At 60.1% G+C, this 24,322-nt stretch carries 26 protein-coding genes and 1 pseudogene; 18 read left to right on the plus strand and 9 right to left on the minus strand.

Annotation, left to right across the window (positions count from 1 at the left end):
- The 7 genes from LOY68_RS22360 (at position 1) to LOY68_RS22390 (ending at position 7,586) form a co-directional block, all read left to right on the plus strand.
- Positions 1 to 885: an SDR family oxidoreductase gene (locus tag LOY68_RS22360; protein WP_054052121.1), complete on the plus strand. Its 885-nt coding sequence runs from the start codon at positions 1 to 3 to the stop codon at positions 883 to 885.
- Between the two features lie 3 nt (positions 886 to 888).
- Complete coding sequence (gene atuC / locus LOY68_RS22365) at positions 889 to 2,505, plus strand: geranyl-CoA carboxylase subunit beta (RefSeq protein WP_265039966.1); 1,617 nt, start codon at positions 889 to 891, stop codon at positions 2,503 to 2,505.
- Positions 2,506 to 2,575: 70 nt separating this feature from the next.
- Positions 2,576 to 3,733 carry a citronellyl-CoA dehydrogenase gene (gene atuD / locus LOY68_RS22370; RefSeq protein ID WP_265039968.1) on the plus strand — a complete coding sequence of 386 codons (1,158 nt, stop codon included), beginning with the start codon at positions 2,576 to 2,578 and terminating at the stop codon, positions 3,731 to 3,733.
- Positions 3,730 to 4,527 carry an enoyl-CoA hydratase/isomerase family protein gene (locus LOY68_RS22375; RefSeq protein ID WP_265039970.1) on the plus strand — a complete coding sequence of 266 codons (798 nt, stop codon included), beginning with the start codon at positions 3,730 to 3,732 and terminating at the stop codon, positions 4,525 to 4,527. Before atuD ends, LOY68_RS22375 begins: the two co-directional genes overlap by 4 nt.
- Before the next feature lie 128 nt (positions 4,528 to 4,655).
- Complete coding sequence (locus LOY68_RS22380) at positions 4,656 to 6,617, plus strand: acetyl/propionyl/methylcrotonyl-CoA carboxylase subunit alpha (protein WP_265039972.1); 1,962 nt, start codon at positions 4,656 to 4,658, stop codon at positions 6,615 to 6,617.
- A gap of 71 nt (positions 6,618 to 6,688) precedes the next feature.
- A complete protein-coding gene (locus LOY68_RS22385) occupies positions 6,689 to 7,231 on the plus strand; it encodes an exonuclease domain-containing protein (RefSeq protein WP_054052111.1) in 543 nt (180 codons plus the stop codon).
- Between the two features lie 70 nt (positions 7,232 to 7,301).
- Positions 7,302 to 7,586, plus strand: coding sequence for a pyrimidine/purine nucleoside phosphorylase (locus LOY68_RS22390; protein WP_054614024.1), 285 nt, complete (start codon positions 7,302 to 7,304; stop codon positions 7,584 to 7,586).
- A gap of 73 nt (positions 7,587 to 7,659) precedes the next feature.
- On the opposite strand, the gene LOY68_RS22395 is transcribed toward LOY68_RS22390, so the two are convergent.
- Complete coding sequence (locus LOY68_RS22395) at positions 7,660 to 8,466, minus strand: MOSC domain-containing protein (RefSeq protein ID WP_163913254.1); 807 nt, start codon at positions 8,464 to 8,466, stop codon at positions 7,660 to 7,662.
- 193 nt (positions 8,467 to 8,659) lie between these two features.
- The gene (locus LOY68_RS22400) at positions 8,660 to 9,595 is read right to left on the minus strand and encodes a chemotaxis protein CheV (protein WP_133838221.1); all 936 of its coding nucleotides are present in this window, start codon (positions 9,593 to 9,595) and stop codon (positions 8,660 to 8,662) included.
- Positions 9,596 to 10,037: 442 nt separating this feature from the next.
- On the opposite strand from LOY68_RS22400, the gene LOY68_RS22405 reads away from it, so the two are divergent.
- The 3 genes from LOY68_RS22405 (at position 10,038) to LOY68_RS22415 (ending at position 12,572) form a co-directional block, all read left to right on the plus strand.
- Complete coding sequence (locus LOY68_RS22405) at positions 10,038 to 10,508, plus strand: hypothetical protein (RefSeq protein WP_163913252.1); 471 nt, start codon at positions 10,038 to 10,040, stop codon at positions 10,506 to 10,508.
- A gap of 514 nt (positions 10,509 to 11,022) precedes the next feature.
- Positions 11,023 to 11,916: a sensor histidine kinase gene (locus tag LOY68_RS22410; protein ID WP_163914843.1), complete on the plus strand. Its 894-nt coding sequence runs from the start codon at positions 11,023 to 11,025 to the stop codon at positions 11,914 to 11,916.
- Positions 11,913 to 12,572 carry a response regulator transcription factor gene (locus LOY68_RS22415; RefSeq protein ID WP_163913250.1) on the plus strand — a complete coding sequence of 220 codons (660 nt, stop codon included), beginning with the start codon at positions 11,913 to 11,915 and terminating at the stop codon, positions 12,570 to 12,572. The genes LOY68_RS22410 and LOY68_RS22415 overlap by 4 nt, the downstream gene beginning before the upstream one ends.
- Here LOY68_RS22415 and yegS read toward each other — a convergent pair.
- On the minus strand, positions 12,556 to 13,473 hold the full coding sequence (gene yegS, locus LOY68_RS22420; RefSeq protein WP_163913247.1) for a lipid kinase YegS: 918 nt from the start codon (positions 13,471 to 13,473) through the stop codon (positions 12,556 to 12,558). The two genes, LOY68_RS22415 and yegS, sit on opposite strands and share 17 nt — an antisense overlap.
- A 261-nt stretch (positions 13,474 to 13,734) precedes the next feature.
- Between yegS and LOY68_RS22425 the strand changes: the two are divergent.
- Positions 13,735 to 13,971 (plus strand): annotated as a pseudogene (locus LOY68_RS22425) (hypothetical protein); the annotation flags it as partial.
- A gap of 54 nt (positions 13,972 to 14,025) precedes the next feature.
- Here the strand turns inward: LOY68_RS22425 and glp are convergent.
- Both glp and moaB read right to left on the minus strand, forming a co-directional pair.
- Entirely contained in the window at positions 14,026 to 15,213 is a 1,188-nt protein-coding gene (gene glp / locus LOY68_RS22430) for a gephyrin-like molybdotransferase Glp (RefSeq protein ID WP_265045825.1), read from the minus strand.
- 22 nt (positions 15,214 to 15,235) lie between these two features.
- On the minus strand, positions 15,236 to 15,775 hold the full coding sequence (moaB, locus tag LOY68_RS22435; RefSeq protein ID WP_054052093.1) for a molybdenum cofactor biosynthesis protein B: 540 nt from the start codon (positions 15,773 to 15,775) through the stop codon (positions 15,236 to 15,238).
- 81 nt (positions 15,776 to 15,856) lie between these two features.
- Between moaB and mobA the strand changes: the two genes are divergently transcribed.
- The gene (gene mobA / locus LOY68_RS22440) at positions 15,857 to 16,459 is read left to right on the plus strand and encodes a molybdenum cofactor guanylyltransferase MobA (protein ID WP_265039978.1); all 603 of its coding nucleotides are present in this window, start codon (positions 15,857 to 15,859) and stop codon (positions 16,457 to 16,459) included.
- A 77-nt stretch (positions 16,460 to 16,536) separates the two neighbouring features.
- Complete coding sequence (locus LOY68_RS22445; RefSeq protein WP_054052090.1) at positions 16,537 to 16,758, plus strand: YgdI/YgdR family lipoprotein; 222 nt, start codon at positions 16,537 to 16,539, stop codon at positions 16,756 to 16,758.
- A 78-nt stretch (positions 16,759 to 16,836) separates the two neighbouring features.
- Here the strand turns inward: LOY68_RS22445 and LOY68_RS22450 are convergent, their stop codons facing one another.
- The 3 genes from LOY68_RS22450 to LOY68_RS22460 all read right to left on the minus strand — a co-directional run bounded on the left by LOY68_RS22450 (position 16,837) and on the right by LOY68_RS22460 (position 18,508).
- Positions 16,837 to 17,727, minus strand: a complete 891-nt coding sequence (locus LOY68_RS22450) for a pseudouridine synthase (RefSeq protein WP_265039981.1) — start codon at positions 17,725 to 17,727, stop codon at positions 16,837 to 16,839.
- A 71-nt stretch (positions 17,728 to 17,798) separates the two neighbouring features.
- A complete protein-coding gene (locus tag LOY68_RS22455; protein ID WP_054052086.1) occupies positions 17,799 to 18,119 on the minus strand; it encodes a transcriptional regulator in 321 nt (106 codons plus the stop codon).
- Positions 18,120 to 18,271: 152 nt separating this feature from the next.
- Positions 18,272 to 18,508 carry a glutaredoxin family protein gene (locus LOY68_RS22460; protein WP_054052084.1) on the minus strand — a complete coding sequence of 79 codons (237 nt, stop codon included), beginning with the start codon at positions 18,506 to 18,508 and terminating at the stop codon, positions 18,272 to 18,274.
- Positions 18,509 to 18,716: 208 nt separating this feature from the next.
- On the opposite strand from LOY68_RS22460, the gene LOY68_RS22465 reads away from it, so the two are divergent.
- Positions 18,717 to 20,429, plus strand: a complete 1,713-nt coding sequence (locus LOY68_RS22465) for a cation:proton antiporter (protein WP_265039983.1) — start codon at positions 18,717 to 18,719, stop codon at positions 20,427 to 20,429.
- Here the strand turns inward: LOY68_RS22465 and LOY68_RS22470 are convergent.
- Positions 20,426 to 21,634 carry an ammonium transporter gene (locus tag LOY68_RS22470; protein ID WP_265039985.1) on the minus strand — a complete coding sequence of 403 codons (1,209 nt, stop codon included), beginning with the start codon at positions 21,632 to 21,634 and terminating at the stop codon, positions 20,426 to 20,428. The two genes, LOY68_RS22465 and LOY68_RS22470, sit on opposite strands and share 4 nt — an antisense overlap.
- A gap of 306 nt (positions 21,635 to 21,940) precedes the next feature.
- Here LOY68_RS22470 and LOY68_RS22475 point away from each other — a divergent pair, with 306 nt between their 5' ends.
- The 4 genes from LOY68_RS22475 (at position 21,941) to LOY68_RS22490 (ending at position 24,276) form a co-directional block, all read left to right on the plus strand.
- Complete coding sequence (locus LOY68_RS22475; protein ID WP_054052078.1) at positions 21,941 to 22,255, plus strand: DUF883 family protein; 315 nt, start codon at positions 21,941 to 21,943, stop codon at positions 22,253 to 22,255.
- Between the two features lies 1 nt (position 22,256).
- Positions 22,257 to 22,646 (plus strand): phage holin family protein, encoded by a 390-nt coding sequence (locus tag LOY68_RS22480; RefSeq protein ID WP_054052077.1) that lies wholly within the window; start codon positions 22,257 to 22,259, stop codon positions 22,644 to 22,646.
- Entirely contained in the window at positions 22,643 to 22,984 is a 342-nt protein-coding gene (locus tag LOY68_RS22485; protein WP_163913238.1) for a hypothetical protein, read from the plus strand. The genes LOY68_RS22480 and LOY68_RS22485 overlap by 4 nt, the downstream gene beginning before the upstream one ends.
- A 128-nt stretch (positions 22,985 to 23,112) precedes the next feature.
- Positions 23,113 to 24,276, plus strand: a complete 1,164-nt coding sequence (locus LOY68_RS22490) for an EAL domain-containing protein (protein ID WP_054052072.1) — start codon at positions 23,113 to 23,115, stop codon at positions 24,274 to 24,276.
- Positions 24,277 to 24,322: the final 46 nt, after the last annotated feature.

A 24,322-nucleotide genomic window follows, 5' to 3' on the forward strand; every position in this document is an offset into this window, starting at 1 on the left:
ATGGCTTACGACTCGATTTTCAAACCCGATCTGTTCGCTGGCCAAACCATTATTGTCACTGGCGGCGGCAGCGGCATCGGCCGGTGTACCGCCCACGAACTGGCGGCCCTCGGCGCCCATGTGCTGCTGGTGGGGCGCAATGCCGACAAATTGAGAAACGTCGCCACCGAGATTGCCGAGGACGGCGGCAAGGCTGACTGGAAAACCTGCGATATTCGCGAGGAAGAAGCGGTCAAGCATCTGGTCAGCGAGTTGATCCGCCTGTTCGGTCCGATCCACGGCCTGGTCAACAATGCCGGCGGACAATTCCCGTCGCCACTGGCCTCGATCAATCAGAAAGGTTTCGAAACCGTAATGCGCACCAACCTGGTGGGCGGTTTCCTGATGGCCCGGGAAGTGTTCAACCAATCCATGAGCAAACACGGCGGGGCCATCGTCAACATGCTCGCCGACATGTGGGGCGGCATGCCCGGCATGGGCCATTCGGGGGCATCGCGCTCGGGCATGGACAACCTGACCAAGACTGCCGCGTTCGAGTGGGGTTACGCCGGGGTGCGGGTCAACGCCGTCGCACCGGGCTGGATTGCGTCCAGCGGCATGGACACCTACGAAGGTGCATTCAAAGCGGTGATCCCGACCCTGCGCGAGCATGTGCCACTCAAACGAATCGGCACCGAATCGGAAGTCAGTGCGGCGATCGTGTTTTTGCTCAGTCCTGCGGCAGCGTTTGTCAGCGGCAGCACGTTGCGCATCGACGGCGCGGCGAGCCTGGGCGGTCGGGCGTGGCCGATTCACAAGGCGCAGAACAGTGAGTCGTACAACGGTTTCCACCGCGCCTATTTACCCGATGTACTGCGGCCCGAAGTGCTCAAGGACAAGGAATAAGCCATGCCGGTGATCGAGTCCCAGATCGACCCTTTCAGTGAACAGTTCGCGCAAAACCGCGCGGCGATGCTGGTGGGCATCGAGCACGTGCGCCAGCTCGAACAGAACCTGCTGAACAAGGCCGCCGAAGCCAAGGCCAAATTCGACAAGCGCGGCCAACTGCTGCCCCGTGAACGCCTCAACCTGCTGCTCGATCCCGGCGCGCCGTTCCTCGAACTGGCGAGCCTGGCCGGCTATAAATTGCACGACGACAAGGACGGCAGTTCGGCCGGCGGCGGCTTGATTGCCGGGATCGGTTACGTGTCCGGCGTGCGCGTGCTGGTGGTGGCGAACAACAGCGCGATCAAGGGCGGAACCATTTCCCCCAGTGGGTTGAAAAAATCCCTGCGCCTGCAGCAGATCGCCATGGAAAACAAACTGCCGGTGATCACCCTGGCCGAGAGCGGCGGCGCCAACCTCAATTATGCCGCCGAGATTTTCATCGAAGGTGCGCGCAGCTTTGCCAATCAGGCGCGCATGTCGGCCATGGGTTTGCCACAGATCACTGTGGTCCATGGCTCGGCCACCGCGGGCGGCGCGTATCAACCGGGCTTGTCGGATTACGTGGTGGTGGTGCGCGGCAAGGCCAAGCTGTTTCTCGCTGGTCCGCCGCTGTTGAAAGCTGCCACTGGCGAAGTCGCCACCGATGAAGAACTGGGCGGCGCGGAGATGCACGCGCAAACCGCTGGCACCGCCGAATACCTGGCCGAAAACGATGCTGATGGCGTGCGCCTGGTGCGCGAGATTGTCAGCCTGTTGTCATGGAACGAACAGTTGCCATGGCTGCCCGAACCGCAGTGGACGGAACCGCTCTACCCCATCGACGAATTGCTCGGCCTGATCCCGGACGATCCGAAAAAGCCTTACGACGTGCGCGAAATCATTGCGCGGATTGCCGACGCGTCGAACTTCCTCGAATTCAAGGGCGAGTTCGATCAGCAGACGATTTGCGGTCACCTGAAAATCCAGGGCCGGGCCTGCGGCTTCATCGGCAACAACGGCCCGATCACGCCCAAGGGCGCGAGCAAGGCTGCGCAGTTCATTCAGTTGTGCGACCAGAGCCAGACGCCGCTGCTGTTTTTCCACAACACCACCGGGTTCATGGTCGGCACCGAATCGGAACAGCAAGGCGTGATAAAGCACGGCGCGAAGATGATCCAGGCAGTGGCGAATGCCCGAGTGCCGAAACTGACCATCGTCGTCGGCGGTTCCTATGGCGCTGGCAATTACGCGATGTGCGGTCGCGGACTCGACCCGCGCTTCATCTTCGCCTGGCCCAACAGTCGCACCGCCGTCATGGGTGGCGCACAGGCCGGCAAGGTGTTGCGGATCGTCACCGAGGCCAAACAGCTCAAGGACGGTTTGGTGCCGGATCCGAAAATGCTCGACATGCTGGAGCAGGTTACCGCGCAGAAACTCGACAGCCAGTCCACCGCGCTTTATGGCAGCGCCAGTTTGTGGGACGACGGGTTGATCGATCCGCGAGACACCCGGACGTTGCTCGGGTATTTGCTGGATATCTGCCATGAGGCCGAGGTTCGGCCGCTGCAAGCCAACAGTTTTGGTGTCGCCCGCTTTTGATGACGCTGAGCGTCTAAGGCTGCATTCCCACGCAGAGCGTGGGAACGATCAGATCAGGAGAACAATAAAAATGATCTTCACCCAGGAACACGAAGCACTGCGCCGCACCGTTCGCCAGTTCGTCGATCACGAGATCAACCCGCACGTCGAGGAATGGGAAAAGGCCGGGCGCTTTCCGATCCATGAGATTTTCCGCAAGGCTGGCGACCTCGGATTGCTGGGGATTTCCAAACCGGAAAAATTCGGCGGTATGGGCCTCGACTACAGCTATTCGATCGTCGCCGCCGAAGAGTTCGGCACCATTCATTGCGGCGGGATCCCGATGTCCATCGGCGTGCAGACCGACATGTGCACCCCGGCCCTCGCCCGCTTCGGCTCCGATGAATTGCGTGAAGAGTTCCTGAGGCCCGCGATCACCGGCGAGCAGGTCGGCTGTATCGGCGTTTCGGAAGTCGGCGCCGGTTCCGATGTGGCCGGGCTGAAAACCACCGCCCGCAAGGACGGCGACGACTACGTGATCAACGGCAGCAAGATGTGGATCACCAACTCGCCGAGCGCCGATTTCATCTGCCTGCTAGCCAACACCTCGGACGACAAACCCCACGTCAACAAATCGCTGATCATGGTGCCGATGAACACGCCGGGCATCAGCCTGAGTTCGCATCTGGACAAGCTCGGCATGCGCAGCTCGGAAACCGCCCAGGTGTTTTTCGACAACGTGCGGGTCCCGCAGCGCAACCGCATCGGTCACGAAGGCGCGGGGTTCATGATGCAGATGTTGCAGTTCCAGGAGGAGCGTCTGTTCGGTGCGGCGAACATGATCAAGGGCCTGGAATACTGCATCGACAGCACCATCGAGTATTGCAAGGAGCGCAAGACGTTTGGCAATGCACTGATCGACAACCAGGTGATTCACTTTCGCCTCGCGGAACTGCAAACCGAAATCGAATGCCTGCGGGCGCTGGTCTATCAGGCCACCGAGCAGTACATCAAAGGCCAGGACGTCACGCGCCTGGCGTCGATGGCCAAACTCAAGGCCGGGCGACTCGGCCGGGAAGTCAGCGACAGTTGCCTGCAATATTGGGGCGGCATGGGTTTCATGTGGGACAACCCGGTGGCCCGCGCCTATCGCGATGTGCGGCTGGTGTCGATTGGCGGCGGCGCCGACGAAATCATGCTGGGGATCATCTGCAAACTCATGGGCATCTTGCCGGGGAAAAAGAAATGAGCAGCTTGCCGGATTGCCAGACGCTGTTGCTCGAACGGCACAACGGCGTGCTGCACATTACCCTCAACCGTCCAGAAAGCCGCAACGCCATGAGCTTGCAGATGGTCGCCGAACTGCGCGCAGTGCTGGCGGCAGTGCATGACGACCGGGCCGTGCGGGCCTTGGTGATCAGCGGAGCCGGCGGGCATTTCTGTGCCGGCGGCGACATCAAGGACATGGCCAATGCCCGCGCTCAAGGCCCGGAAGCCTATCGCGACCTGAACCGGGCGTTCGGTGCCTTGCTGCAAGAGGTGCAACACGCCCCGCAAGTGGTGATCACGGTGCTGCAAGGCGCGGTGCTCGGCGGCGGGTTTGGCCTGGCCTGTGTCAGCGATGTCGCGCTGGCGGATCATCAGGCGCAATTCGGTTTGCCGGAAACCAGCCTCGGTCTGTTGCCGGCGCAGATTGCGCCATTCGTGGTCCAGCGCATCGGCCTGACTCAGGCGCGAAGACTGGCCCTGACGGCGGCACGCTTCGATGGCACCCAGGCGCGGCGCATGGGCCTGGTGCATTTTGTCGAGCATGATGCGCAGGCCCTGGCCGAACGCCTCGAAGAAGTATTGGCGCATGTGTTGTGCTGCGCGCCAGGGGCGAATGCGTTGACCAAAAAATTGCTGTTGGCGAGTGCCGGGCAGCCGTCCGATGAATTGTTGGATCAAGCGGCCGAGTGGTTCAGCGAAGCGGTGACCGGGGCTGAAGGGGTCGAGGGGACCATGGCTTTTGTGCAAAAGCGAAAACCGGGGTGGGCCTCTTAAAACCTTCGCGGGCAAGCCTCGCTCCTACAGGTTTTCTGCCGTGCCCAACATTTGCGCCCCCCCCTGTAGGAGCGAGGCTTGCCCGCGAAGAGGCCATCACAACCACCGCAAAACCAAGGGAATAAACCATGCCCGGACTCCGCAAAATCCTGATCGCCAACCGCGGTGAAATCGCCTGCCGCATCCAGCGCACCGCCCAGGCCTTGGGTTACCGCACCGTCGCGGTGTTCAGCGACGCCGACGCCGATGCCCTACACGTGCAGATGGCCGACGAAGCCATCAACATCGGCCCGGCCCCGGTGCAGCAGTCCTACCTGAACATCCCGGCGATCATCGAGGCCGCCCGCCGCACCGGCGCCGATGCGATCCACCCCGGCTACGGCTTCCTCTCGGAAAACGCCGAATTCGCCCTCGCCTGCCAACAGGCCGGCATCACCTTCATCGGCCCTAGCCCCGAAGCCATCGAGCTGATGGGCAGCAAACGCCTGTCAAAACTCGCCATGATCCAGGCCGGCGTGCCCTGCATCAGCGGCTATCAAGGCGCCGCACAGGACGACGCGACCCTCAGCCGTGAAGCCGAGCGCATTGGCTACCCGCTGATGATCAAGGCCAGTGCCGGCGGTGGCGGGCGTGGCATGCGCCTGGTGCACGACGCCAGTGATTTGCTGGAACAACTGCGCACTGCACGTTCCGAAGCTCTGCACGGGTTTGGCAGCGATGAACTGATCCTCGAACAGGCGCTGATCGATCCGCGCCATGTCGAGGTGCAAGTGTTCGGCGACCAGCACGGCAACCTGATCTACCTCGGCGAGCGCGATTGCTCGATCCAGCGCCGGCACCAGAAGATCATCGAGGAAGCGCCCTGCCCGGTGATGACCGCCGAATTACGTCAGGCCATGGGCGAAGCAGCACTCAAGGCCGGGCGCGCGGTGAACTATGTCGGTGCCGGCACGGTGGAATTCCTGCTCGATGCGCGCGGCCAGTTTTACTTTCTGGAGATGAACACCCGACTGCAAGTGGAACACCCGGTGACCGAATTGATCACCGGCCTGGACCTCGTGGCCTGGCAACTACGCGTCGCCGAAGGCCTGCCGTTGCCGCTGCGTCAGGATCAGGTGCAACTCGACGGGCATGCCATCGAAGTGCGCCTGTACGCCGAAGACCCGGCCCAGGGTTTCCTGCCGCAGACCGGGCGTATCGGCGCTTGGGAGCCAGCGTTGCAAAGTGGCGTACGCATCGACCATGGCCTGCTTGAAGGTCAGCACGTCAGCCCCTTCTACGATCCGCTGCTCGGCAAACTCATCGCCCACGGCGCCACCCGCGAAGAAGCCCGACGCAAGCTTGTGCGCGCGGTGCAGGACAGCGTGCTGTTGGGCGTGCAAAGCAATCAGCGCCTGCTCGCCAGCCTGCTCGAACATCCACAATTTATCAGCGGCGAGTTCAGCACCGGGTTTATCCCGACGCACTTCGCCGAACATCCCTGCCTGCATGCCCACGTTCCGAGCGCCGAAGAACTGGCCATCGCGACGGCGCTGCTCTATCAGGCTTCAGCACAGCAACACGCCGCGCCTTTGGCCGGCTGGCGCAACAATGCCAGCGTGCCGCTGCACTATCGGATCGGCGTGGAAGATCAGAACTGGACCGTGGAACTGAATGCGGTGCCTGGCGAGCCGTACCAGCTAAAGGTCGGCGACCGGACGCTCGAACTGAAGATCATCCACTGCGACGGGCAGCACGCCATCCTGGAACTCGATGGCATCCGCCAGCGTCACGCCTATCGCCTCGACGCCGGGCAACTCTGGCTATTCACCCGCCCCGGCAGCCTGCGGCTGGTGGATCGCACACAAATTGCAGTGACCAGCCAGGCCAGCGTCAGCTCCGGCACGCTCAAGGCGCCGATGGACGGGGCGATCGTGGACGTACTGGTCAGCGAGGGCAGTACCGTCAGCAAGGGGCAACTGCTGGTAGTGCTGGAGGCCATGAAAATGGAGCATCCGCTGAAATCCGGCATCGACGGCGTGCTCAAGCGCTTGCAGGTCAGGGTCGGCGATCAGGTCAAAAATCGTCAGATTTTGTTGGAGGTCGAATAAGGCGCTAGGCGGATCCGCCGGGTTTGGCTACGCTCAAGCCCTATCAGGACGCGGATACCAGGAAACCTGCGATGCCTCACTGGTTGGTCATTGATCTGGAAGCCACCACCGATGAGGGCGGCTGGCCAGTCACAGAGATGGAAATCATCGAAATCGGTGCCACCCTGGTGGACCGAAAAGGTCGGGAACTGGATCAATTCCAGCGCTTCGTACGCCCGACGCGCCGGCCATTGCTGACGCCGTTTTGCCGCGAGTTGACCCACATCACCCAGGCTAATATCGATACCGCGCAGCCGTTGACCGAGGTCTGGCCGGCGTTCGAGCGCTGGCTCGGCCAACATCATTCGCGCCTGGACGGTTGGGCCAGTTGGGGCGATTACGACCGCAAGCAATTGGTTCAGGAATGGCAGCGCCTGCAACTCGACAGTTTCTTGAGCCAGGTGCCGCACATGAACCTCAAGCAGCGTTTCGCCAAGGCACGGCGACTGGAACGCCCGCTGGGACTCAACGGTGCGCTGCAACTGGCGGGCATGCAGTTCAACGGCCAGCAACACCGGGCGCTGGAGGACGCACGCAATACCGCGCGGTTGTTACCGCTGGTGCTGCCCATCTAGGAAGGTGACGGCGCAAGGGGCGTTGTGCATACTGGCCGGCCCTTTTAAGCCCTTTTTCGAGGAATCGCCCATGTTTAAAGTCAACGAGTACTTCGACGGCACCGTCAAGTCGATCGCCTTTGGCACTGCTGAAGGTCCGGCAACCATCGGCGTCATGGCCCCGGGCGAATACGAATTCGGCACCAGCCAGCGTGAAATCATGCACGTGGTAACCGGCGCCCTGACCGTCAAGTTGCCGGACAGCAGCGACTGGGAAACCTTCGCCGCCGGCAGCCAGTTCAACGTACCTGCCAACAGCAAGTTCCAGCTGAAAGTGGCCGTCGACACCGCTTACCTGTGCGAATACCGCGGCTAAAACCCTGGGTTTTCACAGTGACAAAAAAATGCCCGTGTCCAAGGACACGGGCATTTTTCATTCATGGCGCGGGTTATTCGAGGATCGTTACCGGCATGCCGACTTCAAGTCGACCGTTGCTGTCGTTGACCAGGTTCTGGCCGAACATCGCGCCATCCTCTTCAGCCCGATACTTTTGTAGCGTGGCCAGCGGCTCGCGATCATCGCTGCGGACTCCGGTCTGCGGATCGATGGTGGTCAGAATGCAGCGCGCGCACGACTTGACCACACGGAACTCGACATCGCCGATGCGGATGCGCTTCCAGCCATCTTCGGCGTAGGCCCCGCTGCCCTCGATCACCAGATTGGGCCGGAAGCGCAGCATTTCCAGCGGTCGCCCGACTTTGCTCGACAGGTCTTCCAGCGATGCCTGCCCGATCAGTAGCAGCGGGAAACCATCGGCGAACGCCACCTGATCATCGTCCTTGCCGTAACCGGCCTGAGTGCTGCGCGCGCGATCCAGCGGCACTTGCACCAGCCGCGTCGGCTTGCCGATGAATTGACTGACCCAAGCCGCCGCCGCGTCGCCGGCATCCGGCACACGCAAGGTGTCGCGCCAAATGGTCACGCCGCGCAGTTCTGCCTCGTTGTCGGGCAAGGCGATATCGATGGTTGAATGGCCAGGCGCACTGAGGGTCAAGCCGCCATCGGCATTCCACAGCGCCGACAACTGGCTCATCTGCGCCACCGCGCGTTGGGTCAGGAAACGCCCGCTGGCCTCATCTACCAGCATCCAGCGTCGATCACCGTCCAGGCCCAGTTTGTCGAGGCTGACCTGTTGCAGGGTCTCGCCCTTGGCGGATTTCAACGGATAACGATAAAGCGCGCTCAGACGCAGCATTGCCAGCTCCCTGGTGGGCAAAAAAAGCCACCCTATACGAGCTTGATCGCTGAATCAAAGGCTGAGTATTTGACACTGCATACATTGTGGGAGCGGGCTTGCTCGCGAAAGCGGCTTAACATTCAACATTGATGTCGACTGTCTTAGCGCTTTCGCGAGCAAGCCCGCTCCCACAGGTAGACCGTGTACAACCTCAGGCAGGCACTTCGTCCAGCATCAGGCGCTGGCGCACTACATCCACAAGCTTGTCCGGCTGGAACTTGGAGAGGAAGTTGTCGCAGCCGACCTTCTTCACCATCGAGTCGTTGAAACTGCCGGACAGCGAGGTGTGCAGGACCACGTAGAGGCCGCGCAGGCGCGGGTCGTTACGGATTTCAGTGGTCAGGCGATAGCCGTCCATTTCCGGCATTTCCGCGTCGGTGAAGATCATCAGCAGTTTGTCGGTCATGACCACGCCGGTATCGGCCCAGGCCTTGAGCATGTTCAGCGCTTTCAGGCCGTCGCTGGCGATGTGCATCTTCACGCCCAACTGACCAAGAGTGTCGCGCAATTGCGAGAGCGCCACGTTGGAGTCGTCCACCAACAGCACTTCGCGGCCACGGGCGCGTTCGAGCACCGGGTCATCGAGTTTCTCCTTGGACACCTTGGCGTTGTACGGGACGATTTCGGCGAGGACTTTTTCCACGTCGATGATTTCCACCAACTGGTCATCGACCTTGCTGATGGCGGTCAGGTAATGCTGGCGACCGGCGCTGGTCGGCGGCGGCAGAATGGCTTCCCAGTTCATGTTGACGATACGGTCTACGCCACCGACCAGGAACGCCTGCACCGAGCGGTTGTACTCGGTAACGATAATGGTGCTGGTCGGGCTTGGCACCAAAGGGCGCATACCGATCGCCTGGGACAGGTCGATCACTGGCAGCGTCTGGCCGCGCAGGTTGACCACACCGCAAACAAACGGATGACGCTGGGGCATCAAGGTCAGTTTCGGCAGTTGCAGGACTTCTTGAACTTTAAACACGTTGATCGCGAACAATTGTCGCCCGGCCAACCGGAACATGAGAATTTCCAGGCGATTCTCACCCACCAGTTGCGTGCGTTGGTCTACCGTGTCGAGAATGCCGGCCATCAATGACTCCTGGGCTTGTTCTGATGAATTCACTAAAGAGGGTTATCGGCTGTTATTGCAGGACCTTGACCCCCCGACAAAATGCCATCTTAGCCATTGATGTCACATTAACATCATGCTTTACTGGCCTCGTGATTTTCATCACGTTCCTTTCCCTGCCGCGCGACCTCGGTTTGCACGATAGGTTCCCCTGTGTAAGGGATTCCCCTAGTAACAATCAGGCCCAACCTGATATTCGCAATATCCAATAGCCATTAATGTGACGCCATTCTCATTGCATGAACGGAGTCAGGCTTTTGTGTGCGATCGCAGGTCAGTGGCCCTCCACCCTCTCGAGTTATCCAGCGTGCACAACAGTTCGCCGGGGTGCGCTCGCGCAAAAACTCGTGATTATCGACACACACGACATTCCCCCATCTGACATGACGTTGTGGAGATAAGCATGCCGAACGACCATAAAGAGGGGACTCAAGGGCTTCCCGAGTTTCTCGTCGAGGCTGAAACACTCCTGGCCAAAACCGAGGAATGCGTCAGTCATCTGCAACTGATCAGCCATGATACGGACGCAATCGATTGCATGCTCAGCACCCTGCTCAAGCTGGCGAACAAGGCCGATGCCTTGGGACTGGAAGCGGTGTCGGAGTTTTCGCTGCACATTCATGGATTGTTGAACCATGCCCAGCATCAGAGGGTGCTGAACGACCTAGCCCTGGAAGCGCTGAAAGATTGCCTGACGCTGCTGGCCTGGCAACTCGAACTCATCGACCAAAAAACCGGCCAGTTGAGCCTGGATGAAAGCGAGCAGACATCGTTGATCGAAGCGTTTGCCTTTCAGGTCGGGCAAAGCCGCTTTCAACCTCCTGTGCATGCCAAACCGCTCACCCTCGTGACCTTCTCGGAACGGCAAGCTTAAATTTACCGGACAACTATTCGTTGGCTGGTTTTATTATTGCCCACACCCAGCGCAGTCATTTGAATGCACATGTCGCAATTGCATATTTCATATCTGTCAACGACAACTCATTACAAATAAGTATTCCAGTCGAGCACCGACTTTCTGTCTCGGGCTCAGGTAATGCCTGACTTTAAAAATAAAATCCAGGCATCTTCACTATCTTCATGTGACAAAAACCCAAACTTTTTCCATTATGGAACCAACGTCCATGCACCCTAATTCCTGACTGTATAGACATATATACCAAACGCGACCAACGGTATCTTAAGTGGTATTATGCCGGCCATTAATTGGCGTCAATTAATGGCACCGTGATTCCAGACGAGAACAACCCGCTAAACTTCAACGCTGTATTTCGCCCTTTGGTTTGCCCCGTTGAAGTCGGTGATTTACCCAAAAGTTTTTCAGACAGAGACTCGTCAGTCACCATGACGGGTCTGCCCGCAGCGAACATCCATTGGCTCCATCTGCTATGTACGCCAGCCTCAAGTCAATCACCACGTGGCCACCTTCCCGAGTAAACGCGCGTCGGTTCACGCTGTTGCTGTGTACCTGCTCGGCGCTTGGCAGTCTGCTGGTCTATGGCCTCTCCACTCGCTTGCCGGCGAGCCTGCTGGTGCTCAACATCGCGGCACTGGCCTGTGTCTGGGTCGGGCATCGCCTGTCGCGCAAATCGATCAAGTTTCAACCTCAAGAGCTGGCCGACCGACTTCTGGAAGTCCAGGAAAACGAACGTCATCGGCTCAGCCGCGAGTTGCACGACGATATCGGCCAATTGCTGACTGCAGCAAAACTGCAAAGTGAATGGCTCAAGCGCCGACTGCCCGAAGACCTGCAGGGTCAATGCTCGGTGCTGTGCGACACCCTGGAAGAAACCCTGACCAAGGTGCGCGACGTCTCTGCCATCCTCAATCCCCGACAGCTGACCAGTCTTGGCCTGGAGGCCAGCCTGCGGGCACACTTGCTCAAGACCCTGGCCAATACCTCGGTGCACTGGAGCCTGGAATGCCATCAGCGCTTGACCGGCATTCCGGAAGAAATGGCCGTGGCCGCCTTCCGTATTACCCAGGAAGCGGTGACCAATATTTTGCGCCATGCCGAGGCCCGGAATTTACTGGTGCGCGTGCAACGCTTGCCCCAAGGCCTGACATTGCTGATCAGCGATGACGGCCTGGGTTTCGCGCCCGCGGCAAACCCCGGACGCGAGGGACAACGTGGAATGGCCGGGATGTCGGAACGGCTCGAGCAATTGGGCGGGACCTTGACCGTGACCAGCGAGCCAGGCAAAGGCACTCAAATCGAAGCACTTTTCCCCTGGGCGCCCCGCGCGCTCGAACGGGCCAGTACGAATAAGGTTATGCGTTGACTTGTAATTTACTTCTGGTGGATGACCACTCGCTTATCCGGGCAGGCGTGCGCGCTTTGGTGCTGGATATTCCCGGCTACGCGGTAGTCGGCGAGGCTAATGACGGCTCGCATCTGGTGGAGATGGTCGAGCAACTGTCCCCGGACATTGTCTTGCTGGATATCTCCATGAAGGAGACCGGCGGCCTCGAAGCCTTGCAGCGTCTCAAAAGGGTTCGCCCGCAAAGCAAGGTGCTGATCCTGTCGATGCACACCGACCCGACGCTGATCATGCAGGCGCTGGAATCCGGGGCTCATGGTTACTTGCTCAAGGACACCACGGCGACTGAACTCGAACACGCCCTGGATGCCTTGCGCAATAACGAGCGCTACCTGAGCCCGGCCATTGCGCACACGGTGATCAACCAGGCGCTGACCCGTACCCAGAAAAACCAGGCACCGCCCCAGGACTCCCACAACCTGACGGCACGCCAGCTTGAAATCCTGCGGCTGATCGTGCGCGGCAAATCCACCCGGGAAATCGCCAACGGCCTGGGTCTGAGCATCAAGACCGTTGAAACCCACCGCTCGCAGATCATGAAACGCTTGCAGATCTACGACGTGGCGGGCCTGGTGCTGTTCGCCGTGCGCGAGCAGATCATCAGCCTGGACGATTGACGGCTGGCGTTGAACTGAGCAGCGGCGAGTTCGGCGGTAAATGCACCCGCAATGCCGCCGGACGCGCTTCGAAACGCAAGTCATCGCCCTCCAGCGGTTCGCCATCCAGATTGATATGCAGGCCTTCCGACACCTTGATCTCGACCCAAGGCAAACGGGCTCGCACAAACATGTTGTCGATGCCGAAGCCCTCGGTCAGCAGGTTCTTCAACGTGCCGACCACTTCCTGAGGCGCCGGCAGAATGCTGATGTCCAGCAATCCGTCGTCCACCAGTGCCTCCGGGCACAACACACGTCCACCGCCGGCCTGTCGGCCATTGCCGATGCCCAATGCGAGTAATTCGCCTCGCCAGTGAAAGTCCGGCCCCTGCAGTTCGCCATAAGCGGCATGCAATTCGCTGAAACGCGATAACCCTGTGAACAGATACGCCGCGCCGCCCAGGATTTTTTTCAGGTCCTCCGAGGTGTTGGCCGTGACATTACTGCCAAATCCGCCGGTGGCCATGTTCAGGAACGCCTGTCCGCCAACCGTTCCCAGATCAATGGCGCTCGGAGCACTGTCCAGCAGTTCCAGTGCCTCAGAGGGCTCCAGGGAAATGCCGGCGGCGCGGGCAAAGTCATTGGCGGTACCCAACGGCAGCAGCACCAGGCTAGCCTCGTTCGAGTGTGCCGCCATGGCTTCAGCGATATCGCGCAAGGTGCCGTCACCACCCCCGGCAATCACTTGCGTGTATCCGGCAGTCAGCGCTTCGTCCACCAGGCGCGCGGCATCGCCGGCCTCCCAGGTCAGCCGGACCGCCAGCTCCCATCCCTGCTTGCGCTTGCCTTCAACGGCCGCGCGAACGTCCTCATTGAGTGCCTGCTTGCCATGCAGAATCAACAGCGCTTTGCGCTCATCCATTGCGATCACTCCCATGATTGGAATCCCTATGGGAGATGTTGACCTCACGGACACACAAAAAAGTCAGGAAAACTTGAATTAATTCAGAGTCCCGGTGCTCGGGGTCCTACAACGCGGTATTTTTTCTTACGAAACATACGGAATCGGCTCAATTGACCGAGCCAGGTGATTGGTCCAACGTTGGGCCTAATGGTTTCAACCATCAAAATACAAACACACAAGGATGTGCACGCAATGAATGCAAACGCCCTAAGGGCTCATCAGACTGAGTTCACACACAGCGCAAAACCTGCTGGAGAAGATATGGAACCTCGCGTCGTTGAGCTGGAAACCCACCTCAAGTACATCCGCCGAGACATGGACGAAGTGCGTGGTGACGTCAAATCCATCAAGCACCGACTGGCCTACCTGGCTGGCGCAAGCGCCGTGTTGCTGGGGCTTCTGGGGTGGATCGCCAACAGCCGGTTCGATCAGGTCGTGACGCTCCTGTCTCATTGAGCGGCAGCGTGACGCAAGGCACGGCTGGATCAGCCGGCCCTGCGTCGACAGGCATCAGCCCAAGACTTCGCTCAGGGGGATGAAGTTGACGTATTCACCCTCGATCAACGTGCGATCTTCCAGCACCTCCACCAGGCCCTCGGCCCAGGCGGCGCTGCGCAGAACGCCGGAGCTTTGATTCCTGTAGATGATTGCCCGACCATTCTCGAGACGCCCACGCAGGTACTCGCGTCGGTTGCCAGCCTTGGGCCAGACGAACCCTGCCGGCACCGGGAACTTCAACGGTTCGACCTCCTGGACACCCTGACGGCGCAGGAGATAAGGCCGCGCCAACAAAGCAAAGGTCACCAGCGTTGAAGCCGGGTTACCCGGCAAGCCAATCACAGGTACGCCACGGAAATGTCCAAACGTCAGCGGTTTGCCGGGTTTGATAGCGAGCTTCCACAATGTGAGCTCGCCCTCTTCGCGCAAGGCAATGCCGAGGAAGTCGGCCTCACCCACTGACACACCGCCGGTGGACAAAATCAGGTCGACATTGCTCAGTTCGCCCAGGCGAGCACGCGTTACCGCCAGATCATCCTCAAGAATGCCGGCATCAATCACCTCGCAGCCCAAACGCTGCAACCAGCTGCAAAGCAACACACGATTGCTGTTGTAGATCTGTCCCGGACCCAATGCCTGACCGGGCTCGATCAGTTCATCACCGGTGGACAACACTGCCACACGAACCTTGCGCACCACCGCCAGCTCGGCACATCCCAGCGATGCCGCCAGCCCCTGCTCGATAGGACCCAGGCGCGTGCCGGCGGACAAGACCAACTCACCGACAGTGGTTTCCTGGCCCTGTGGACGAATGTTCTGGCCCGGCGTCATGGTTTCGGTGAAACGCACGCGCTCATCCGCCTGGACCTCGGCGTTCTCTTGCATCTCGACGCAGTCGGCACCGGCAGGCACCGGCGCACCGGTGAAGATTCGTGCACAGGTGCCTGGCTGCAACGGTTGCGGGGCCTGGCCAGCGAAAATCTTCTGGCTGACCACCAACGGTTCACCGCTCCAGTCGGCCAGTCGCAGGGCGTACCCGTCCATGGCGCTGTTGGGCCAGGGCGGCAGGTCCAGCGTCGAGATCAGATCGTCTGCCAGCACACGGCCCTGAACCTGCGCCAACGGCAGGTGTTCACGCTCGCGGATCGGTGCCGCTTCGGCCATTTCCAACAAGCGCGCCAGTGCCACCTCGACAGGCATCAAGCTGCCAGTCTTGCCGGGCTTACCCGCGGGATTCACAGGGGGCCGCCTGTTTCAGATGAGGGACGAAATTGCATGGGCGGTGCCGCGAATCCAGTTGCTCGGCGAGAATGCCATCCCAACCGGTACGCACGGCATTGGTCGAGCCCGGCAAGCAGCAGACCAGCGTGCCGTTGGCCAAGCCGGCCAATGCTCGGGACTGCACAGTCGAGGTGCCAATATCAGCCACGGAAATCTGCCGGAACAACTCGCCGAAACCATCGACCTGTTTGTCCAGCAGGCAACTGACCGCTTCCGGCGTGCTGTCGCGCCCGGTGAATCCGGTGCCGCCCGTGATCAGCACGACCTGCACCACATCGTCGGCAATCCAGGTGGCGACTTGCGCGCGAATTTTGTAGAGGTCATCTTTAAGCAACACTCGCTCTGCGAGGTTGTGACCGGCCGCGCTCAGACGGTCGACAAAGACCTGTCCAGAGGTGTCGGTTTCCAGGGTTCGGGTATCGCTGACCGTCAACACCGCGATGTTGAGCGGCGCGAAAGGTACATCAGCCTTGGCTTTCATAGGCTCTTCCAGTTGTAGGGGAAACAGCCCGGTGTTATATCACAGCGCCTCAATTTTTCGCCGCCCCCATGGAGAGCTGCCATGACCTCGACTACACCGCTGCCGACCTGTTCAATTCTGCTCCTGGCGGGTGGACGTGGCCAGCGTATGGGCGGCCAGGACAAAGGGCTGATCGAGTGGCACGGCGAACCGCTGATTGCCCACCTGCACCGCAAGACCCGCGCGCTGAGCGACGACTTGATCATCTCCTGCAACAGAAACCAGGAAAAATACGCGCCCTACGCCGACCAACTGGTGGTTGATGATCACGCCGATTTCCCAGGGCCCCTGGCCGGTATCCGTGCCGGCCTGAAAGCCGCCCGCCACGCCTATTTGCTGGTGTTGCCCTGCGACGTGCCGCGCATTGACGCCGCCCTGCTTCAAGGCATGCGCGAAACCGCCGCACAGCATCCGGACAATCCCCTGATGCTGCGTCACGGCGACCATTGGGAGCCGTTGCTGTGCATTATTCCCGTCGCCCTTTCAAATGCGTTCGAAAATGCCTGGAACGAGGGTGAACGCAGCCCGGGGCGAATCATGCGGCAGCTGGGCGCCACCGCCCTGCAATGCCCGGACAATGACCCTCGGCTGGCCAACCTGAACACACCAGAACTGTTAAGTGCACACCACACTGTGTCAGACTGACACGAGAAGGAACTTGCGCTCGTTGCATACGTCTACAAGCTCAGTAACTAAAAGTATTCATATTCGGAGACACACTCATGACTCAACGGACCCTCGCCACTTTCATGCTCGCACTGGGCCTCGCTACCCTCGCCGGTTGTGCATCGCCAACAGTGATCACCTTGAATGATGGTCGTGAAATCCAGGCCGTCGACCAACCTAAATTCGATGAAGAGTCGGGTTTCTACGAGTTCGAACAGTTGGACGGCAAGCACACCCGCATCAACAAGGATCAGGTTCGTACCGTTAAGGACCTGTAATCCTTGCGGTGACAACCAGATACAGAAAAGCCCGCTAAATGCGGGCTTTTTCGTGGCTGAAGAAAAGTGCGCTGCCGATCACCACTGCAAGGTGATGGTGCTTTCGAAGGCGCGCTCCTCGCCGGTGACCGGATCCACAAAGCGCAGCCCTTGGGCCAGCAACTTCAAGGGATTGGCGTAATCATCCTCGACGTCCTTGAGTACCTGCGGATAGAACGGATCATTGCAGATGCTGGCGCCCAAGGCGGTCATGTGCACCCGCAACTGGTGCTTCTTGCCAGTGACCGGGTACAGCCCGTAACGCCAGAGCTCACCGTTTTTCTCCCTGACCTCGACCGCCGTCTCGGTATTGCTGACACCCGGACCTTCCTGCATGCGGAAGAACGGTTCGCCGTCCACGAGGCGACTTTTATGCACCAGCGGGAAGGACAGCTCAGGCAACGCCCGTGCAATCGCCTCGTAGCGCTTTTCGATCTGGCGCGTCGGAAACAACGACTGATACGCAGAACGCGTCTGCGGGTTGGCCGAAAACAACACCAGCCCCGCCGTATGCCGGTCAATGCGGTGCAACGGCACCAGATGCGGGTTATCCAGGCGGTGGGTCAGCCGTCGCAGCAGGGTTTGCTCCACGTATTCGCCAGCCGGCGTCACCGGCAGAAAGTGCGGCTTGTCCGCGACTACCAGGTGCTCGTCGGCGTACAGGATCGACTCGACCACCGGGATCGGCTTTTCGTCCGGCACTTCACGAAAATAATGAATCCGCAGGCCTTCCTTGTACTGCAGGTCCAGGGCGATCGGCTGTCCCTGGCCGTCGAGGACACGGCCACGAGCGATACGGTCCAGCCATTGCTCACGGCCGATAGCGCCAAAGTGCTCGCACAGGCAATCGAGCACGGTCTGCCACGGGCCCGGCGGCAAATAGAGGGTACTGGCCTGGCTGTGTGCAGCGGAAAACGATGAAGTGGACATACGAACGCTCTAACCCTCAATACAGGGCGGCATTATCCAACAGCGGCCGGAGCGAACCTAGCGGAGAATCCTCAGGCCGGTATCGACTGTGTCCGCGCCGCCGCCTCGGTGAATTCCTTGAGCCAGCGCAGCACATCCACCGCTTCCCAGCGACCGGGATCGTAAAGCGCATACATCAAGCCCTGATACCCCACGACATCCAGTTGCCGGTGATAACCCGCGCGCTGGAACAAGGCTTCGATCTCGGCGAAACAGGTGTTGAAATGCAGCTTGTTGAAGGGGGTTTTACCTTCCGTGACCAGGCCATCCAGACGCAGCTCGAGGACCGCCTCGCGCACCACGTCGACCGACATCCGGTTCACGCTGTTCTTCAATTGTTCGACATTGACCACGGTTCATCCCTCTGACTAGCGGGATCACCTGGCCAAATCCGCAAGAGGAAGACGCATGGCAGGCAATCCGAATAACTGTATGAACATACAGTAACCGAATAACCTGCTTTTCGCCAATGGCGGAACACAACACCGCGACGGATGGGAAAGACCTAGCGCAAGAACGTCACGACCTGCTCGGCATCGAAGGGCCAATCCAGTTCAGCGCCGGTATCCAGGCGCCGCAACACCGGGATACGCAGGCCGTAGTCTTCGACCCAATCCTCGTTTTCCGCGATATCCACCAACTCCACCATCAAACCGTGCTCGACCAAAGGCATCAGTTCGTCTTCGGCAAGTTCACAGAGATGGCAACCCAAGGTGCCGAACAGCTGACATTCAGGAGGCATGACAAACAGACCCGTTCAAATAGACTTTCATTCTAGGCCCCGCCGCCATCAACCGTCGAGCCAACGCCCCAAGGGCCCGCCAGCCAATTTCAAAAGGTTTCGGCAATTTCCTGATGCATATCATTTGCGCGCAATCCCGTTTGCGCGATGCTCTGGACTTTTTTTGCCTCTACGCTTGGGTAGCCCGAACCCTTCACCGGAGTTTTCAGTGTTTGCCAATCTGTTGATCATTCTCGCCTCCTCCCTGGTGGTCATTGCCCTGTTCCGGCGCCTGCGTTTGCCGCCGGTGCTGGGCTACCTCTGCGTGGGGCTGATGGTCGGGCCCACGGCATTGGATTGGGTGAATGAAAGCGAAGAGCTGCCAGACCTCGCCGAACTGGGCGTGGTGTTTTTGCTGTTTTCACTGGGACTGGAGTTTTCCCTGTCGAAAATGCTCGCGTTGCGCCAGGTGGTGTTCGGCCTCGGCAGCCTGCAAGTGTTGGTTTCCGGGCTGCTGCTGGGGGGCTTGCTGATGCTGTTCGGCATGTCGGTCACCCCGGCGCTGCTGCTCGGCGCCGGCCTGGCGTTGTCGTCCACGGCCATCGTCAGCAAGGAGCTGGGCAGCCTTGGGGAGATTTTCAGCAGTCACGGCCAGAATGCCATTGGCGTGCTGCTGTTCCAGGACGTGGTCGCGGTGTTGCTGCTGACCCTGGTGCCGGTGTTCGCCGGCAGTAGCGATCAAGCTTGGTATTGGGCGCTGCCCCTGACACTGGCCAAGACCGTGTTGCTATTTGTCGGCCTGCTGCTGGCCAGTCGCTGGTTGCTGCCTCGGTTGTTCCAGGAAGTCGCCGCGTCCCGTTCCGCAGAACTGTTCGTGCTGCTGGCGCTGGTGATTGTGCTGCTGACCGCCTGGCTGACGCATTTGCTTGGGCTCTCCCCCGCCCTCGGCGCATTCCTCGCCGGCATGCTGTTGGGGGAAAGCCATTACCGGCATCAGATCGAGGCGGACATCCGGCCGTTCCGCGACATCCTGCTGGGACTGTTTTTCGTCAGTATCGGCATGCTGATCGACCTGCAACTGTTTGCCAGCCACGGCTTGTTGATCCTCGGCCTCACGCTCGGATTGCTGCTGATCAAGGGCAGTGTGGTGGCTCTGCTGGTCAAATGGCGCGGCAGCGATGGCGAGACCGCCTGGCGCAGTGGCCTGGCGCTGGCCCAGGGCGGCGAGTTCTGCTTTGCCTTGATGGCGCAGATGCAACAGAACAAATTGATGCCCGCCGACCTTGGCGGCCTGCTGCTGGCGGCGACGTTCTGTTCGATGCTGGTCACGCCCTTGTTGCTGCGCGCCGCGCCACGTATCGCTGCGCGCCTGCATCGCAAACCCAACGAAGAAGCAAAACTCGAGGAAATCAGCGCGCTCAACGCCGGATTGCACGGCCATGTGGTGATTTGCGGATACGGTCGCGTGGGGCAATCCATCGGACGCTTTCTGCACAACGCGCAACAGCCTTATATCGCCCTGGATAACGATCCGGTGCGGGTGCAGGAAGCGGCCGCCGAGGAAAGCAGCGTGCACTACGGAGACTCACGACGCGGCGAGTTGCTCGCCGCCGTGGGGTTGGAGCGTGCGCGGTTGCTGGTGATTGCCGTGGACCAGACTGATATCGCCCTGTTGATCCTCAAGGAAGCACGTCGATACAACCCGAGCGTGCCTATCCTGGTACGCACCCGGGATGACAGTCAGTGGGCCGAATTGAAAGCCGCCGGCGCCAATGAAGTGGTGCCGGAGTTGCTGGAGTCGAGCCTGATGCTCGCCTCCCATGCGCTGATCATGCTGGGTCTGCCGGCGCATCAGGTGCAAGAGCGGGTCGATCAGGTCCGACACGACCGCTACAGCCTGCTGCACCGGTTTTATCCCGGTGCCGACGATGAGGAAAACTAGTCCTGGCTCACGGCGCCGATCTTGTGCACCGATAAGTCCGCGCCGTAATACTCTTCTTCCTGACTCAGGCGCAAACCATGGAATGCCTTGATCGTGCCGTACACCGCGAAGCCGCCGGCCAGTGCCACGATCACGCCCAGCGAGGTGCCGATCAACTGGCTGATCAGGCTCACGCCGCCGAGGCCGCCCAGTGCCGTCTGGCCGAAAATGCCACAAGCAATCCCGCCCCAGACACCGCACAAACCGTGCAACGGCCAGACACCCAGCACATCATCGATGTGCCATTTGCCTTGGGCTGCGGTAAAGCACCAGACGAACAAGGCCCCGGCAATCGCGCCGGTCACCAGCGCGCCGACCGGGTGCATCAGGTCGGAACCGGCGCAGATCGCCACCAGCCCGGCCAACGGGCCGTTATGCAGAAAGCCCGGGTCATTGCGTCCGACGATCAACGCCGCCACTGTGCCGCCGACCATGGCCATCAGCGAATTCACCGCCACCAGCCCACTGACGCCCTGCAATGTCTGCGCGCTCATGACGTTAAAGCCGAACCAGCCGACGATCAGAATCCACGAGCCCAAGGCCAGGAAGGGAATGCTCGACGGCGCGAACGCCACCAGCCGACCGTCGCGATAACGTCCTTGCCGTGGCCCCAGCAACAACACCGCCGCCAGCGCCAGCCAGCCGCCCATGGCGTGAACCACCACCGAGCCGGCGAAATCATGGAAGCTGGCGCCAAAGCGTTCCAGCAACCAGGCTTGCACGCCGAAGTTGCCGTTCCAGATCATGCCTTCGAAAAACGGGTAGATGAACGCCACGATCAGCGCCGTCGCACACAACTGCGGAACGAAGCGCGCACGCTCGGCAATGCCGCCGGAAATAATCGCCGGGATCGCCGCCGCAAAGGTCAGCAGGAAGAAGAACTTCACCAGACCGTAACCGTGATCGGCATTGATCACCGCCGCCGGTTGCATGAAAGTCACGCCGTAGGAAATCCAGTAGCCTATAAAGAAATACGCCAACGTCGAAATCGCGAAGTCGCTGAGGATTTTCGACAACGCGTTGACCTGGTTCTTTTGCCGAACCGTCCCGACTTCCAGAAACGCGAAACCGGCGTGCATGGCCAACACCATGACCGCACCGATCAAAATGAACAACGTATTGGAGCTATGGACCAGACTGTCCACAGCGCTTTGCAGATTTTCCATGGGGTTGGCAGACCTGAAGGCTAAAAAAGCACCAAAGCAGTTCGCGCAGACAATCCATGCACCAAGTTGCGGCCTGCCGGAACCAACGCATTGATTCCAATGAACCGCTTTGGCGCACAAGGTCATGACCTTTGCGCGGGTTTCGATTATTTGAGTTATGGTTTTGCTCAAATCACGCCCAGCAACAGCGCAACGGCGCAGGCTGACGCACCATGACATAGCAAAAGTTGTACCAGTCATTTGTACTGAACCTTCACCCAACGCTCATACTCGAACGCATCAGAAGCCACTTACGGAGATTCACCCATGGCCAGCATCAAGGCAAAGACTGCTCAAGAAATCCTGATGAACGATTTTCAGACCCTGGTCAGCGACACCGAACGGTTGCTGGAACACACCAAATCCATCGCCGGCGATCAGGCCGATGAATTGCGTGACCAGATCCACGACAGCCTGCTGCGTGCTCGCGAAACCCTGAAACTGACCGAAGACTCGCTGCGCGAGCGCGGCCAGGCCGCCGTCACCGCCACCGAAGATTACGTTCAGGCCAATCCATGGCAATCGGTCGGCATCGCTGCGGGCGTGGGCTTCCTGATTGGCCTGCTGGCCACGCGTCGCTGATATGTCTATCGGCGAATCCGGCCCGTCCGCGACGGGCACAAGCGCTTCCTCGCGGCGGCTGGGTGCGGCTTTCCTAGGGTTGCTGCACAGCCATGTCGAATTGTTCGGCATCGAATTGCAGGAACAGAAAGCCCGCACCGTCAGCCTGTTGTTATTTGCCGGCCTGGCGCTGGTGTTTGCCTTGCTGTTGCTGGTGGGGTTGTCGACACTGGTGATGATCCTGTTTTGGGACACCTATCGCCTGGCCGCCATCATCGGGCTGTGCGTGTTCTACACCCTGGCCGCGATTTTCTGCGGGATGCGCCTCAAGGCTGCGGTATTCGATGAATCCTCGCCCTTCCATGGCACCCTGGAAGAACTGGCCAATGATCGGGAGCGCCTGCTGCCATGAGCCTGCCTGAACTGCCGCACAACAGCTCGCGCGCGGAAATGCGCAAAGCGCTGATCCGTTTGCGCATGGAAATGCATCGCCAGGAAATCCGCCAGGAATCCCGGCAATTGTTGCAACCCCTGCAGCGCGTGCGCGGGATGACCCAAAACCTGCAAGGCGGTTTTGGCATCAAGCACGCTCCGCTCTGGGGCATGGCCGCCGTGACCCTGCTCGGTTTCCTGACCGGCAAGGGCGCCAAGAACGGCGGCGTCAGCAGCCTCACGCGCCTGGTTCAACTGGGCACCAGTCTGGGGCCGCTGATCAAACTGGTGTTGCAGGGCAACTCGAGCAAACACTGATCAGTCGCTAGCTGGCTGCATTCTTGCAATACCACCGGGATTGGACCTCTTTATCGAGAGGTTCAATCCTGCGTGCCTACCCGGCCTCGGGATCAATCCAAAAACAAAACCTCACTTAAGGAGGCCTCGTGATCGACGGGCAACCGCTCGCCTGCTTTCAGCCGTTCATCGATACCGCCACCGGGCGTATCGCAGGCGTCGAAGCATTGGGTCGACTGCGCCAGGCCGATGGTCAATTGACCTCCGTGGGACCGCTGTTCGCCGACCCGCGAACTCCTGCCATCGCCCTGCGTCGCCTCGACCGACAGATACGTGATAACGCGTTGAGCCGTCTGCACGAAGCACCTTCGGAATGGTTTCTGAGTCTCAACATGTCGCCGCGCTGGATCAGCCGCTTGCGCCCGGACCAGGCGTTGCCAAGTCTCAAGCAACTGGCCCGGCATGGCGTCGACCCGCAACGCATCGTCTTCGAGATCACCGAGCTGGGCGGCGACGGCCAACGCCTCGCCGAAGTGGTAGCGCGTTATCGCCAGGCGGGTGCACGGATTGCCATCGATGACTTCGGTGCCGGTTATTCGCAACTCGATCGCGTGCTTGCCCTGCAACCCGACATTCTCAAGCTCGACATGCGCCTGTTTCAGGCCGCAGCCCTGGGCGGACCGAGTAGCGAGGTGGTCAAGGCACTGGCGCTGATGGCCGAGAAAACCGGGTGCTGGATCATCGCCGAAGGCGTGGAAACCGAAGCCCAACTGAGTTTTGCCCTCGAATGCGGTTCACGTTATGTGCAGGGTTTTCTGTTCGCCCGGGCGCACACCGATTTCTTCGCCACCGATGCCTTCGTCGACCAGTTCGCCCAACTGCGCCAACGCTATGTCCAGCGCAAGCTGATTGAGCGTGGGCAACTGATGGTCATGCGCCGGCAACTCAGCGAGCTGATGGCGATCCTGCAGGATTGGGCTCAGGCACGCGCGCCCATCAGCGCCTTGCCGCAACTGAATGCTTTTCCCTGGCTGTTGCGTTTCTACCAATGCGATCGCCATGGCACGCAACTGACGCCCAATCTGGAATGGCGCAACAACCGCTGGGAAGCCGATAACCGCTACCTGGGCCACAACTGGTCTTGGCGCCCGTACTTTTATCACCTGCTCGCCGAGGGGTGGGATGAGCGGCGGCTGACGCTTTCCAACACCTACCGCGATGCCACCAGTAACCAGTACTGCCTGACGGCGGGGCAGTTTTTCGACAACGGCGAGCGCCTGCTGCTCATCGATATCGACGCCGCCGGGCTGTAGTTCTGCTTGCAGGCACGCAGGCGAGACAGGACACTGGGCCATCAGT

The organism is Pseudomonas sp. B21-053 (assembly GCF_026016365.1).
GTDB classification, from domain to species: domain Bacteria; phylum Pseudomonadota; class Gammaproteobacteria; order Pseudomonadales; family Pseudomonadaceae; genus Aquipseudomonas; species Aquipseudomonas nunensis.

What these genes read in the sequence shown, in the direction of transcription:
- LOY68_RS22360 (WP_054052121.1), top strand. Translation starts at nt 1, where the DNA reads ATGGCTTACGACTCGATTTTCAAACCCGATCTGTTCGCTGGCCAAACC.
- atuC (WP_265039966.1), top strand. Translation starts at nt 889, where the DNA reads ATGCCGGTGATCGAGTCCCAGATCGACCCTTTCAGTGAACAGTTCGCG.
- atuD (WP_265039968.1), top strand. Translation starts at nt 2,576, where the DNA reads ATGATCTTCACCCAGGAACACGAAGCACTGCGCCGCACCGTTCGCCAG.
- LOY68_RS22375 (WP_265039970.1), top strand. Translation starts at nt 3,730, where the DNA reads ATGAGCAGCTTGCCGGATTGCCAGACGCTGTTGCTCGAACGGCACAAC.
- LOY68_RS22380 (WP_265039972.1), top strand. Translation starts at nt 4,656, where the DNA reads ATGCCCGGACTCCGCAAAATCCTGATCGCCAACCGCGGTGAAATCGCC.
- LOY68_RS22385 (WP_054052111.1), top strand. Translation starts at nt 6,689, where the DNA reads ATGCCTCACTGGTTGGTCATTGATCTGGAAGCCACCACCGATGAGGGC.
- LOY68_RS22390 (WP_054614024.1), top strand. Translation starts at nt 7,302, where the DNA reads ATGTTTAAAGTCAACGAGTACTTCGACGGCACCGTCAAGTCGATCGCC.
- LOY68_RS22395 (WP_163913254.1), bottom strand. Translation starts at nt 8,466, where the DNA reads ATGCTGCGTCTGAGCGCGCTTTATCGTTATCCGTTGAAATCCGCCAAG.
- LOY68_RS22400 (WP_133838221.1), bottom strand. Translation starts at nt 9,595, where the DNA reads ATGGCCGGCATTCTCGACACGGTAGACCAACGCACGCAACTGGTGGGT.
- LOY68_RS22405 (WP_163913252.1), top strand. Translation starts at nt 10,038, where the DNA reads ATGCCGAACGACCATAAAGAGGGGACTCAAGGGCTTCCCGAGTTTCTC.
- LOY68_RS22410 (WP_163914843.1), top strand. Translation starts at nt 11,023, where the DNA reads ATGTACGCCAGCCTCAAGTCAATCACCACGTGGCCACCTTCCCGAGTA.
- yegS (WP_163913247.1), bottom strand. Translation starts at nt 13,473, where the DNA reads ATGGATGAGCGCAAAGCGCTGTTGATTCTGCATGGCAAGCAGGCACTC.
- glp (WP_265045825.1), bottom strand. Translation starts at nt 15,213, where the DNA reads ATGCCTGTCGAGGTGGCACTGGCGCGCTTGTTGGAAATGGCCGAAGCG.
- moaB (WP_054052093.1), bottom strand. Translation starts at nt 15,775, where the DNA reads ATGAAAGCCAAGGCTGATGTACCTTTCGCGCCGCTCAACATCGCGGTG.
- mobA (WP_265039978.1), top strand. Translation starts at nt 15,857, where the DNA reads ATGACCTCGACTACACCGCTGCCGACCTGTTCAATTCTGCTCCTGGCG.
- LOY68_RS22445 (WP_054052090.1), top strand. Translation starts at nt 16,537, where the DNA reads ATGACTCAACGGACCCTCGCCACTTTCATGCTCGCACTGGGCCTCGCT.
- LOY68_RS22450 (WP_265039981.1), bottom strand. Translation starts at nt 17,727, where the DNA reads ATGTCCACTTCATCGTTTTCCGCTGCACACAGCCAGGCCAGTACCCTC.
- LOY68_RS22460 (WP_054052084.1), bottom strand. Translation starts at nt 18,508, where the DNA reads ATGCCTCCTGAATGTCAGCTGTTCGGCACCTTGGGTTGCCATCTCTGT.
- LOY68_RS22470 (WP_265039985.1), bottom strand. Translation starts at nt 21,634, where the DNA reads ATGGAAAATCTGCAAAGCGCTGTGGACAGTCTGGTCCATAGCTCCAAT.
- LOY68_RS22475 (WP_054052078.1), top strand. Translation starts at nt 21,941, where the DNA reads ATGGCCAGCATCAAGGCAAAGACTGCTCAAGAAATCCTGATGAACGAT.
- LOY68_RS22480 (WP_054052077.1), top strand. Translation starts at nt 22,257, where the DNA reads ATGTCTATCGGCGAATCCGGCCCGTCCGCGACGGGCACAAGCGCTTCC.
- LOY68_RS22485 (WP_163913238.1), top strand. Translation starts at nt 22,643, where the DNA reads ATGAGCCTGCCTGAACTGCCGCACAACAGCTCGCGCGCGGAAATGCGC.